The sequence below is a fragment of the Serratia sp. JSRIV004 genome (assembly GCF_019968705.1).
Lineage (GTDB): Bacteria > Pseudomonadota > Gammaproteobacteria > Enterobacterales > Enterobacteriaceae > Chania > Chania fonticola_B.
Genome location: NZ_CP074140.1, coordinates 3,602,438 through 3,613,902 on the forward strand (window position 1 = coordinate 3,602,438; position 11,465 = coordinate 3,613,902).

General features: G+C 57.9%; 14 protein-coding genes. All 14 read right to left on the minus strand.

Features of this window, described 5'->3' with window-relative positions; genetic code table 11:
* Positions 1-3: 3 nt before the first annotated feature.
* From KGP21_RS17305 to KGP21_RS17370, 14 genes are read right to left on the minus strand one after another with little or no spacing between them, the layout of a single operon-like run.
* A complete protein-coding gene (locus KGP21_RS17305) occupies positions 4-1,206 on the minus strand; it encodes a phage baseplate assembly protein (RefSeq protein ID WP_223498984.1) in 1,203 nt (400 codons plus the stop codon).
* The gene (locus KGP21_RS17310; RefSeq protein ID WP_245398477.1) at positions 1,190-2,500 is read right to left on the minus strand and encodes a DNA circularization protein; all 1,311 of its coding nucleotides are present in this window, start codon (positions 2,498-2,500) and stop codon (positions 1,190-1,192) included. Before KGP21_RS17310 ends, KGP21_RS17305 begins: the two co-directional genes overlap by 17 nt.
* A gap of 41 nt (positions 2,501-2,541) precedes the next feature.
* Entirely contained in the window at positions 2,542-4,782 is a 2,241-nt protein-coding gene (locus KGP21_RS17315; RefSeq protein WP_223498986.1) for a phage tail tape measure protein, read from the minus strand.
* Positions 4,772-4,927 (minus strand): hypothetical protein, encoded by a 156-nt coding sequence (locus KGP21_RS17320; RefSeq protein ID WP_223498987.1) that lies wholly within the window; start codon positions 4,925-4,927, stop codon positions 4,772-4,774. Before KGP21_RS17320 ends, KGP21_RS17315 begins: the two co-directional genes overlap by 11 nt.
* Complete coding sequence (locus tag KGP21_RS17325) at positions 4,927-5,325, minus strand: hypothetical protein (protein WP_223498988.1); 399 nt, start codon at positions 5,323-5,325, stop codon at positions 4,927-4,929. The genes KGP21_RS17320 and KGP21_RS17325 overlap by 1 nt, the downstream gene beginning before the upstream one ends.
* Positions 5,322-5,696 (minus strand): phage tail protein, encoded by a 375-nt coding sequence (locus KGP21_RS17330; RefSeq protein ID WP_223535853.1) that lies wholly within the window; start codon positions 5,694-5,696, stop codon positions 5,322-5,324. The genes KGP21_RS17325 and KGP21_RS17330 overlap by 4 nt, the downstream gene beginning before the upstream one ends.
* Before the next feature lie 13 nt (positions 5,697-5,709).
* Entirely contained in the window at positions 5,710-7,131 is a 1,422-nt protein-coding gene (locus KGP21_RS17335; RefSeq protein WP_223498990.1) for a phage tail sheath C-terminal domain-containing protein, read from the minus strand.
* On the minus strand, positions 7,124-7,375 hold the full coding sequence (locus KGP21_RS17340; RefSeq protein ID WP_223535854.1) for a DUF2635 domain-containing protein: 252 nt from the start codon (positions 7,373-7,375) through the stop codon (positions 7,124-7,126). Before KGP21_RS17340 ends, KGP21_RS17335 begins: the two co-directional genes overlap by 8 nt.
* Complete coding sequence (locus KGP21_RS17345; protein ID WP_223498992.1) at positions 7,356-8,024, minus strand: DUF1834 family protein; 669 nt, start codon at positions 8,022-8,024, stop codon at positions 7,356-7,358. The genes KGP21_RS17340 and KGP21_RS17345 overlap by 20 nt, the downstream gene beginning before the upstream one ends.
* Positions 8,021-8,452 (minus strand): gp436 family protein, encoded by a 432-nt coding sequence (locus KGP21_RS17350; RefSeq protein ID WP_223535855.1) that lies wholly within the window; start codon positions 8,450-8,452, stop codon positions 8,021-8,023. Before KGP21_RS17350 ends, KGP21_RS17345 begins: the two co-directional genes overlap by 4 nt.
* Positions 8,453-8,454: 2 nt before the next feature.
* Positions 8,455-8,868: an HI1506-related protein gene (locus tag KGP21_RS17355; protein ID WP_223498994.1), complete on the minus strand. Its 414-nt coding sequence runs from the start codon at positions 8,866-8,868 to the stop codon at positions 8,455-8,457.
* Between the two features lie 3 nt (positions 8,869-8,871).
* The gene (locus KGP21_RS17360) at positions 8,872-9,780 is read right to left on the minus strand and encodes a Mu-like prophage major head subunit gpT family protein (protein WP_223498995.1); all 909 of its coding nucleotides are present in this window, start codon (positions 9,778-9,780) and stop codon (positions 8,872-8,874) included.
* 14 nt (positions 9,781-9,794) lie between these two features.
* Positions 9,795-10,193 (minus strand): hypothetical protein, encoded by a 399-nt coding sequence (locus KGP21_RS17365; RefSeq protein ID WP_223498996.1) that lies wholly within the window; start codon positions 10,191-10,193, stop codon positions 9,795-9,797.
* 4 nt (positions 10,194-10,197) lie between these two features.
* Positions 10,198-11,292 carry a phage protease gene (locus tag KGP21_RS17370; RefSeq protein ID WP_223498997.1) on the minus strand — a complete coding sequence of 365 codons (1,095 nt, stop codon included), beginning with the start codon at positions 11,290-11,292 and terminating at the stop codon, positions 10,198-10,200.
* Positions 11,293-11,465: the final 173 nt, after the last annotated feature.

Consider the following 11,465-nt stretch of genomic DNA (forward strand, 5'->3'; position numbering starts at 1 on the left):
CCCTTATACGTCCACAATGGCCACGTCGTTATTGTCTTTCTTGCCACGGCGGTGGCGGCGTTTTTTCTCACGCGGGAACGCGTCGGGGATCCACACGCCATCCTCTTTAAATCTGAGGCGGGTGGTCTGGCCATTGCGCCCTCCACTGAACTGGCGACCCATCAGGAAGAAAATGGCGTCCAGTCCGTGGGGTTCACTGACAATGCGGACCCGCTGACCAGGTTCCCACAGGATGCCCTCCGGGGTTCTGTGGCCCGCTACCTCGGCGCTGATATCCCAGCCTGACAGACGGGCGTCGCTCATCTCTTTTTTTGCTCTGTAGTTCACCTGCTCCCTGTTGTTGGTGTCCCCGAGGGTGATGATCTGCGGACGGTAATACGACACCGTTGGGTCGGTGGCGACGGCCTTCATATTGTGGGTGCCTGTCTGGCTGTCAACGGTATTGTCGCTGACGGCGTTGCGTCTGACGCCACCGTTATCGTCCCAGATATCGATGGGGAGCGGCGCGGTATCACTCTGACTGTCTGCGCTGCGGGCGTGGCTCTGTGCCAGCGCGGTCAGCGTTGAAAAACAGCCATTCATGGAGCGGTTATCTTCCAGGGATAATACGTTATTACCCGCACCGTCATTCTTCAGAACCAGCGTAGCGACCGGGCTTGCCGAGTAGTCAGGGCCACCGACGATTAACGTCCCGTCAGCCGCCATCCAGGGCCAGAGACCGCGACCGGCGGCGGCTTTTTCCAGTGCGTCCCATGCGCGTGTTCCCGGCTCGATCGTCACCTTGTCGTTACGTGGCGCACTGTCGGCCTGTATGCGGATATTACCGATCCCCAGGGGGCGAACTATCTTCTCGATCACGTCGTCCAGGCCAAGCTGGTTGGCACTGAACACCGGCGCGGCGCAGTCGACCAGAATGGCCGCGTCATCGCGCCCGCTCAGTGCCAGCGAATAGTTTTGCCGGGAGACAATGCGGCTGACTGTATCAATCCGACCACTGAGGACGGTCTCACCGCCCACCTGTAGCCTGACGATCGCGCCGCGCACAATGTCCGCCGGAAAGACCTTATCCGGCAGGCCAAGCGATAATTGCCAGGCGTCCGCAGGCTTTAGAAAATCGCTGTCGATGCGATAGCTTGACCAGTCGGCGTGAGATCGGCCAGCAATGACCAGGCTGATCACTTCCCGGTCATCATTTTGCGTAGGCATTGAGAACCATCCCGGCGGTGATGAGGTTCGGATCCCGAACCTGTGGATTGAGGCGAAGCAACTCTGCTGCGCGGTTGTGGTCGGTGTACCAGTCATGCGCCAGAAGGCGCAGACAGCTATCGGTCTGGACGCGTTTACGCGTCAGCGGTGGTCGACGCGACAGGACCAGCAGACCTAAACCTTGTACGGCCAGCCCGATGGTCTCCAGTCGGTCGACCAGCGTCAGCCACATGATCCCGACCGGTGCCGTGGTTTCGGTTATCAGCGCCCGCGCTGGCTCGTAACGTGAACGCAAGAACGTGATGGCAGACTGGATCCGGGTGCGGACGTCGTGGACCAGCCGTTCGATATCGTCAGGTGTGAGTAAGGTTGTCTGTGCTTCATCTGATAATATCGCACAGGCCGCGCTGGCCAACTCCGCCACGGCTGAAATGGAATACGCCGCTTTAACGTCCTGCACGTCAGACAGCGACGAACCCGATGGCAGCGGGACGCTCGGGGTCACGTCGCCATTAATAAAGGACTCCGGCAAGTCGACCAGGCTGTCCATGTCGCTGACAATCTCATTCCAACTGGAGATCACGGTCGATGGCGTTGCCACGTCAGGGGCGCGGGGAGCTATCCCGAGTGTCGTCACGGGAGCGGACAGTGCCAGTGAGGGCACTGCGCTGGCCACGTTCGCCGTGTGAACCTCCAGAACGTTGCCCAGCTCCTGAATAAACGTATCAGGGGCACTGGCCAGCCCGACCCACTGCTCGGCGCTAAAGCGCACGTCGCTTTTAAAGGTCAACAGCGTGTTAATGAGTGCGGACTCAATGGTTTTACCCCGTTTAATGAGACTGTTAACGGTATTTAATGGCGCAGTGATCGCGGCGAAAAAGTCGCCCAACTCGTCGGTGAGCTGGTCTAGTTCGTCGAATAATGCACTGCCGAACATCTCCGGTAATGCCGTGCTGAACAGCCTGAACCCGGTTCTGTTCTCCAGGAAGTTCAGCTCCACCGTGCAGCTGTCAGGAGCCTCTGCATCGTGCTGGATGTCGTAACGGGTGACGATGACTGACGGGACAGAGCCATAGACCGGGTGGATCAGTTCGCCGTCGCCAGGCTCGTCCAGGACCGCCATCAAGCGCTGTAACCGGTATTCGTAAGTATTACCCCACAGAAACGCCGTCAAGCGGAACGTCCTTGGCTTGCGCCCCAGGTCCTTCACGTCTGCACCGTCGACGTGTGGGTATTCATACTGCGCGTGGTCGCGGCTGATTTGTTCGTTTGTGGCCGTGACGTCAAACGTCACGCCCCTGAATGATGCGATTTGCAGATTGTCAGCCCAGCCCATTATTGGGATCCTCCTGTGCCTCTGTTACCGTCCTGCACGTTGTAGGCGTTGACCGCCTCCGCCAGAACGTGGCCATCAACGACCAACTGTGTCGTGACATTAACCGGGGTCGTGGGCGGTGATCCGGCTTGTGCCTGCTGAGGGGGCGTGTTGTTCCTCACCCCGGGTGTCGTACCTTGACCGCTCCCTCCTTGCGTGACGGCAGTGACCTGGTCTGGCGAAACGGACGCATTCCCGGCGCTGCTCTGCTGGTCGGCCAGATAACGCTGGATCCATTGCTCGTTTTCCGTTGAGTAACCTTCTCCGAACTGATACCAGGGCTGGTATTTTTTCCGGGCGGCGTCGATGGTGGACTGCGGGTAGTTGGCGCGGATCTGTTTCCAGCGTTCCTCGCTGCCGTTTAATGCGGTATCTTCCTCATCCGTGGTAAACGTGGCAATAGAGGTCACGGCCATGGCGGGACCGGCTATTTTTGACGCTGCCCCGAGCGCACCCGAAACGCCTATGCCCAGTGTTTCCGCGACGCCAGCGGTGTCTTTCAGACTGTCGACGGTGTCTGATAACCCGCCATCACCTTTCCCCCCTCCGCTAATAAACTTGAGTCCTGCAAAGGCCACTGCCGCAGCGGTCATCGACTGGATAGCGGTCGCCGCCCCGGCGGCGGCAGTCGCCAACCCCGGGAATTCTTGCGCCAGGTCTGTCAATTTTCCCGACGCTGCCCCCGCCGCATCGGCCAGACTTTTTACGCTGTCCATCTGCGCAAAATCGGCCGTGTTCTTTGCCTGCTCAACCTTGTAATCGTTGGTGCTTGTAATAAAAGCAAAATCTTCATCCCCGGCCCGTTTGCCGACAGGCAAGGTGCGCTGCTGGTTAATCTCAGCCTCGACCTGTTTTCGGTATTCCGGATTGTTACGGTAAGCCAGCAAGGCCATCAGCGCCTGGCGATCTGCCATGATTTTACCAACGCCGCTCCCTTCCAGAAGACTGGCCATCGACTCCATCACGGCTCTGCGTTCGCCATCGTCTTTCGTGCTGGCCATCTTCGCTTGGAGTTGCTGATAGCGTTTATCGCTGCCCACAACCTTATCCACTACCCGGGAGAATGCTTCGATAGGGTCAATCCCTTTTTCACGGGCGTTCGCCAGTGTGCCAGGCAAGTCGATGCCGTGGCCGTTGATCTTGATACGGGCAGCGGAGTCTGCCGCCTCACGGCTGGTGAGTTTGGCCAGCAGGTTGACGACATTATTCCCGGCTTCGTCGCTGCTGCCTGCCGTGACCCCGGCGACTTCGTTCAGGGTCAACAGCTTGGCGAAGTCGTCCATGCCCTTCATCCCCGCAGCCCCCGCAGTGGCCATCTGTGGTGCCAGCCAGCGAGCCATGTCTTTGAGTTCAAAGTTACCGGCTTTACCTGCGGCGATGGACATATTCAACATGGTGGAAATGTCTTCATCCTTCAGGCCGAAAGACTGCTTTCCCTTGATGGCCAGCGTGGCAAGGTCGAGCGCAGACGCACCGGAGGCGGTGGCGCTTTTCATAATTTCCGGCAGTAGCGTGTTCGCAGAGTCATAAGACACCACGCCGCTGGCCAGCATCTGGTTCATCGCTTCCGAGGCGTCTTCTTTGGTGCCACCACCGTAACCGACAGCCTGGCGAATGCTGGTTTTCAGCTTGTCACGTCCCGCCAACCGCCCGGCCTGGCCGCCGTCGCTGAATGCAGTATTCGCCATCATGGAGAGCTGGCGTTCATAAACCATTTGACGGTTTACGGGGGCGGCTGTCATGGCGACACCAGCGGCCAGCCCTCCCGCAATGCTCATGGTATTACCGCCAATGCGTTTGGCTTCAGCCACCCGGCTGAATCCGCGCATTTCCTGGCGCAGTTCCCGGATGCGGCCTTTCATCGACCTGAAGGCTTTATCCTGCTCCTGGGCGGATACAACGCCGCTACGCGTCAGTCGGTTGTAACTGGCGATGGTCTGGGCTATTTCTCGCTGGATGGTACGCTCGGCACGAACGCCAAGATTTTCACGGGCTGCCGCAGCGCGTCGGGACTCATCCGCCGCTGTTCTGGCCCCTCGAGCACCTTGCTCGCTGCTTTTCTTCGCCGCGTCGCCAGCGCTTCCAACCGCCTTTTCCGCATCGCTAGCGGCTTTGGTGGTGAGTTTCAGGCCCTTGGCCAGTACCGCAGAGGCGTCATCCTTTGCCGTCAGGGTCATGCCAACTTTGAAGTTACCGGCCATTGCGCGTTTTCCCTTTTTTACGTTTCGTTCTGCGGGACTTAAAGGACTTGTGAGTGACGGCAGGATCCTTTTTACCGGGCTTGTTGCCGTTCAGTTTGCTGAGGGCCGCCAGTCTGCCGTCCAGTTCCGGACGGCTCATCTGCATTATGTGTTCTTCGGTGATGCCGTATCGCCCGAGGGCAAGGGCGGCGAGTCTGATCCCGGCGAGCCGGGATTCCCGCCGTTCCGCTTTACCTTCAGTCGCTTAATCGCTGCACTCAGTACGTCATAGTCGTCTTCGGTCAGATTGTCGTTTAACAGCTCCGCCGTCAGCGCCTCAGCAGGAATATCGCCGAGGCGAATAAGCGCCAACGCAAAAACCGCCGTTCTGTAGAACGAATCAGCCGCGTAGCCTTCAATGGTGCCGTATTTTTCCTCCGTGTCTTCGAGGGCCTGGCCGGTCATCTTCATCACCGGCAAGCGGATCTCAAATTCACAATGGACGGTGTCACCGAACGGGATCCCATCCAGCAGGGTCCCGGTCTCTGTCTTGACCTGTGTCATGCGTCAACCTTCCTCAAAGCAGCCAGTTTGATATCGACTTTAGCTTCATTGTCGACCGTATATTTCTCACCCACCTCCACGGTGAAGCAATCCAGGTATGACGTCCGTTTACCGCTGTTATTCAGGGGGTAAATGGAGATCTTCACGCCTTCCAGACCCTCCCAGTCCGGCTCGTCGGTATCAGGAATAACCGCCGATACAGACAGTTCATAGGTCGCGATACCCCGGGAAAAGCCTTTTGCCTTACCGGTTTTGTTCATCGTTTTAACGAGCTTGCGGCCCGTTGCGATTTGTACATCCAGGTCGGTGATTTCGATTTCCTGGCTGTCAATCTCCAGCACAATCGAACCGACGTATTCTTCAAGCGCCATGCGGTAACCCTCCTTACAAAATCATATCGATACGGCCTGCGAAAACATGCAGGCCATTGACGACGTCAACCGGGATGACCGAATCACAGCGGTTTGGATCAAACTCACTTGGCTTGACGATAAGCTTGTCCTTGTTGGCGGCCACGTTCTCCAGAATTTCCGCGTCATCCAGCTTGGTCAGCACGTCGTAAAGCTCGCTTTTAACTTTTGGCGGTGTGCGTATATTGAGTTTTTCACGCGGAAAGCGCAGGCTCATACGTTCACGGCAGGCTTTCCGGGTGTAATCCAACGTACGGATAGAGGTAATATCCAGCAGGGCCGGATCCTCGACGCCTTGCTGATTGACGATGTACGAACTGACCGCACGGACAATCTGCACCGTATTACCCGGGCCGACCTCAATCGGGGTAAGACCGTTATACAAGGCGCTTTCCTGTTCATTGCGGCCTTCTCGCTGCGTCATGGAAACAATATCCATCCCTTTCAGCGGGAGGGTATTGAGTGGGCGGGCGGGGTCTTCTTCGCTGGCCATCACTGCGCCATACGTTGCCGCAAGGATGGCGGGCAACTTTTGCGACCCGCGATACCAGGGAATGGACACTCGCCCGTTGTTCACCTGGGCGGCGAGCGTCGTCCCCGTACCGAGACTGCCGACCCAGCCCGCACAACCGACCGCGCCACGTTGCTCCATTGCGCTACCGGTGCTGGTCAGGTGTTCACTCAGCGCCGCCAGTGCGTCATCGGTGCTGAACGGGCAGATCAGGATGTTATGGCCCGCCGCAAAGACGGCATCCAGCGCGGGCTGAATATCGGGGTCCATTTCACCGCCCGCCATGGGAGTGAGGGTGAGCGTCAGGCCGCTGGCGGTGGTGCTGGCCTGTAGCGTGATACCGTTACCCCATTCGCCAAAAGTGCGGGCGGAGAGCGTAAGCTGGCTGTCCTGTGAGTCATACGCACCGGAGACCAGGAGCGTCGGATCCTGCGCCATCGCTGCCACCAGGGCTGGAATGATAGTGTCGGGCTTGTCGCCGCTGCCCACGTTCACCGCAACCTGTTTCCCGGCAATCCACACCGTGATCGTCCCGCTCTTTGTGGCGGTGCCTGCAATCTTCAAGCCACCGCTCGCGGCCACCCCGGCGTTTCCATTTTCAATACCGATAACATCCAGTTGAAGGTAGCGGTTGGCGGTAATGGCCGCGCTGGCCATGTTGGCTGCCAGCGAACCCGCGCCGAAATAAGTCGCGGCCTCGTCGTCAGAGAACACAGAGACTGGGGTCAGCGGCTCGGCAGTGCCGGAGGGTAACATCGGCCCGATCACCAGAACCCGCTGAGGGTTCCCCGGAAGCGTGTTAACCGCCAGACGGGTGTTAAACTCAATGTATACTCCCGGTTTGCGGATGCTGTTCGGGATGGTGTCAAACTGGATCTCACTCATTTTCTGACGCCTTCTTGGTTGTTTTATCCTGCGCGGTGTCGGCTTTGCTGGCCGGAGCCTGTCTGCCGGACGTCGCTGGCGGTGTAACCTCATTAACCCGCAGCAAATCGCCCTCTTTGAGGGCGCGGCGGTAATAGGCCGAGCTTTCAACCTCGACCGGCTCCCCGGTGATGTAGTTTTTTACGTCGCGCTCCTTCGGGAATTTATCCACCCCCGGGGCTGCTTTAACCTTGATTGTTGCCATTGTTCTCTTTCCTCAGTTCGAGCAGGTCTTCGGGGTCATCTGCCGCTACCGTTCCTGATGAGTGATAGCGCATCCCGATATGCAGTAAATCAGGGTCTGGGTCAGACAGTTGACTCCTGTAGGTATTAAACGCGGCATCCGGTGCGTCCGCGTCTGTCGATCGCTCAGGCCATTGGCCATTCTCCAGCGCCAGTTCAATCCACGTCGTATCAAATTCACAGGCAAAGACCGATGCCGCCTTGTCTTCCGTTTTCGAGTTAAACAAGGTGCGGACCCGACCAGGCTCGAAATAGTCGATTTTCATCCCCAAATCCTGCCCGGTGATGAGTCGGCGAACCGACTCCACCAGGAGGTTGGTCCCCACCTCATTGAGATTGACGCCGCCGTGCCGGGTACTCTGTTCGTCACGGGTGTTGTAGTCGCCGACCACGACCACAAAACGGCCCGTCACTCTCCGCTTCTGGCGAGATGTGCTGCAACGCTCGGTCTTTTGGATCCCGCCGAACGTGACCCAGACACCGGGGAGGCGACGGAGGATTTTCCCCATGTCGTCGTCCAGTTCGCCTGCGTAGGTCGTAACATCGAGGATCATCTGCCCAAGACCACGACGCAGACGGTCGACCAGGGCCAGTTCAATATCGGTGATCAAAACGCCCCCCCGTCAGTAGACTCACGACCGAACTGGCGAACACCCGAATAAATCCGCATCTGAGACGATGACGGGATCACGCCACCGGACGTGTCGCGCCCGAGGTTTATCTTGCCGCTGGCCACTTTCTCCAGAAACTTGATCGAGTCGTCATAACGCAGGCGCATTTCCTCGGACAAAATCCGGTGATCCGTGGCCAGTTGGTAGCGGGTAATGTCGCAGCAGTAGCCGATCAGGATCCCCGGGCTGTCCGGCCACGGTGTTTTGTAACGCCCCACCAGGTAGCCATCGATGACGTTACTGGCACGCTCCAGCGCAAAGGTCAGCTTGTCGTTGTCGACCGTGCCGGTGCGCTTTTCGTCGGTCAGTGAAACGGTCTCCCGTTCGCTGAAGGTTTTAACGAACTGCTCTGGTGTGGCGTAGGGCATGGTTATTTCCCTTTCTTCTCAGTGGCGGCCGCCAACTGCGTCGCCAGGTCAGCAGATGTCTGACGTTCGGTGTCCAGTGCAGCAGTCAGGTCAGTCACGCACTGACGGGCCGTTTCCAGGTCTTTGGTCAGCGTGGCGATCTCATCCTTGGCGGTGGACTCCTGCGTCACCAGGATTTGAATATCCCCCTCAAGCTGGAGAACCTTTTGCTTTAGCACATCGAGCTGGCCGCCTCCGCTGTTTGCCGTATCGTCCTGGTTACGGATGGCCACGACCAGCATCGGCTCGGCCTGAAGCTCCGCAATCTGTTTAGGCGTGAACGTATCCAGCGGCCAGGTCTGAGTGGTGTCGCTGTGGGCCATACCGCAACGGCGAAAACCGTCGCGTTTGGCGGTGATGTCGATAACCTTTTCCATGTCTTATGCCTCCGTTCCGATAGAACCGTAGCCCAGTTGCCACAGACCAAAACCTGCCGCGCCGCGAGCTTCTGCGCCGAATTTGAATTTTTTGCGGTTGAAAACATCGTCCGCATTGAGATCGGTTTGTTCAACCGGGTGCGGGGCTTCACGTTCCTGATAGAAGAACGGCGTGATCGCTTTGCTGGTGTCCAGCAGGAACCAGGCGGTGTCACTGGTTAAACGCGGCTCGGCGACAACCTCGGCGGTCCCCTTGTATATGTTGACCTTGCCATCCTCCAGGCGGTCAGCCGTCATCAGAGTGCGAGCGGTGTCTTCCAGGGCTACCGGGACCAGGAGAATATTCGGGTTCACATTCAGCGGTCGATTGTCATCGTCCTTGACCTTGCGCATTTGGGTACGCGCCACCCCGAACGACGCTTGAGCCGCTGCAAGAGAGGCGCAGGACAGCGCTTTTGTCCCTTTGTTGGAGAAGACGCCATCGCCCATCGGGTGGTCGGTGTCAAAATAATACTGGCCGTCGTAACACGGGGTGCTGAACGACGTATTAATTAGCCCAAAGACCAGATCGTCAGGCAGCTGTGCCGCCGATTCTCCCGCGGATTTGGCCTGGATGGCATAAATCCCGGTCTGGTCGTCCTGAAGGTCGTTGCGGTCGACCTCGATGGTGGCTTCCCAGTCATCGTTAATGACGGTGTATTTAAAGGCCGCCAGTGATTTGATGACCTTGTCACCAATCCACTTACGCATACCTGGGAAGCTGGACAGCCAGCTGTAATCATTGGCGCGCCCCGTTGACTGGATTTTCATCGCCACCTTTTGCCACTGCGTCGGGGCGGTTTTTAATGCCCCGTTAAACGTGGTTTTAAGGTTGACGAAAAACAGCTGAATATTCGCCTTGTTAACAATCATTTTTTTATGACTCCTTAAGAGATGTAAACCCAGACGCCGTCTGGAGACACTTCGATCACAGTACCGGCAGTGCGTTTCGAGGTGGCATCAACGGCGACGGTCACGCTGTCTTGCACCTGGCAACGTCTGCCGACCAACGCCTGCGTCACCGGTTTGGATGCGCTGTTAGCCAGGCAAAAAGCCCCACCGCGCCGGATTAGCACGATCACGTCGCCGTCTGCGCCGCCCGTGTTATCCACGAACTCGTCGGAAACACCGCTGACCGCCAGATTATCGGTGTCGCTGCCCCTGTCGGCGGGCACGGCGAAACCTTCCTCATTGATGGCGACCATATGGCCCCCGTAAATTTTCACACCGCTGGCGACCTTTAAGGCGATGCGCAGCCCGTCTTTACGCCACGTATTACGATCCATAGTGTTAATCCTTCAGTAATTTGGCCATTTCTGCCGGGTCGTTGCCGAACTGGTTACACAGTGCGATTTGTTCGGCGGTTAACTGCGCCACGCTGATTTTGTCTTCCGGCTTCGGTGGAATAAAATCCTCGCTCTGCTGATGAGTCAGGGCGGCAATTTTCGGGGCGTTGCCCAGCCAGGACTTGAGCGCGGCCAGGTCCTTTTTGCCGTAGTCCTTCGCCCATTGCTCCTGAACCGACAACAGGCGGCCATCCGACAGTGCGGCCTGAACCAGCGTGTCGACTTCAGCGGTGCTGGAGGTTTGCGACATTGCCGCCAGGCGCGTCTGTAATTCGGTGACGACCTCAATCGGGGAGTGTTTCGAGGGGTCATACGCATTGGCTGACAGGCTGGCGATTTGTTCATCGCGTTGAGCCAGCAGCGCAAGCAGCCCGACAGAGGCGGCAGCTGTTCCCTGGCCCGTCGAAATCGCGTCGATCACTTTTTGAAGTTCGGCTTTGATTTCTTCCGGGGTTGCAGTGACGGGCAGGTTCAGCATCCAGCGAATGCTGGTGAGTAGCTCTGCTAAATATTCTTCGTCCACGGTTGTGGTCTCCGATTCGGTTGATAAGGACGCCAGACGACTGGCAGCGGCAAGCATCACCTCGTCCATGTCGTCTAACGCGGGGGTGTTGGTGAGCGCGGCGTGAAGCAGTTGGCGAACCTCGCCACGTTTGTTGTAGCTAAAGACGGGGGAAATAAAGCGGTATTCTTTTGCCGCAATCATCGCCGCCGCGTTGGCCGTCCATTCGACGCCTATCGCATACAGACCATCGCCTTCACGCCATTCCACCTTGCTGAACCAGCCCGCAGCCGGGGCGGGCTTGCCGTTCTTGGCGCTGTGCAGCGTTTGGTGTTCGTAGTCAATGACGAAAGGGTTTTTTGCCGCGTCGACCTGCGCCACCAGAGCGGCAGCCAACTCGGCGTTAATGATCCATTTGCCGCCGTCGACATCGAAGGGACGACCATCGACGCCAGCAAACTCCCCGGCGGGGAACAGCTGGATCTCGTTGGCGGTGCTGTTGATTTCGAGGGCTAAAGCCGCGATACGTGTTTTCATGACACGCATGATGACGCGCCTGGAATATCGGTAGCGGCTGAGAGGGTTCAGCGCTTAGGTGTGTTTAATGCAGGGGGGACTGGAGGCCAAACCGCTTTTAAACCCTTTTTAAAAACGCGCCTGCGCGGTTTTAACCGGGTCAGAGCCATCGGACTGCATTCAAGGGGACAAAA

Bases quoted from the DNA above. Each gene is read 5' to 3' on its own strand.
- KGP21_RS17330 (WP_223535853.1), bottom strand. From the start codon at position 5,696: ATGGCGCTTGAAGAATACGTCGGTTCGATTGTGCTGGAGATTGACAGC.
- KGP21_RS17350 (WP_223535855.1), bottom strand. From the start codon at position 8,452: ATGCCCTACGCCACACCAGAGCAGTTCGTTAAAACCTTCAGCGAACGG.
- KGP21_RS17325 (WP_223498988.1), bottom strand. From the start codon at position 5,325: ATGACACAGGTCAAGACAGAGACCGGGACCCTGCTGGATGGGATCCCG.
- KGP21_RS17305 (WP_223498984.1), bottom strand. From the start codon at position 1,206: ATGCCTACGCAAAATGATGACCGGGAAGTGATCAGCCTGGTCATTGCT.
- KGP21_RS17370 (WP_223498997.1), bottom strand. From the start codon at position 11,292: ATGAAAACACGTATCGCGGCTTTAGCCCTCGAAATCAACAGCACCGCC.
- KGP21_RS17365 (WP_223498996.1), bottom strand. From the start codon at position 10,193: ATGGATCGTAATACGTGGCGTAAAGACGGGCTGCGCATCGCCTTAAAG.
- KGP21_RS17340 (WP_223535854.1), bottom strand. From the start codon at position 7,375: ATGGCAACAATCAAGGTTAAAGCAGCCCCGGGGGTGGATAAATTCCCG.
- KGP21_RS17360 (WP_223498995.1), bottom strand. From the start codon at position 9,780: ATGATTGTTAACAAGGCGAATATTCAGCTGTTTTTCGTCAACCTTAAA.
- KGP21_RS17335 (WP_223498990.1), bottom strand. From the start codon at position 7,131: ATGAGTGAGATCCAGTTTGACACCATCCCGAACAGCATCCGCAAACCG.
- KGP21_RS17320 (WP_223498987.1), bottom strand. From the start codon at position 4,927: ATGCAGATGAGCCGTCCGGAACTGGACGGCAGACTGGCGGCCCTCAGC.
- KGP21_RS17355 (WP_223498994.1), bottom strand. From the start codon at position 8,868: ATGGAAAAGGTTATCGACATCACCGCCAAACGCGACGGTTTTCGCCGT.
- KGP21_RS17315 (WP_223498986.1), bottom strand. From the start codon at position 4,782: ATGGCCGGTAACTTCAAAGTTGGCATGACCCTGACGGCAAAGGATGAC.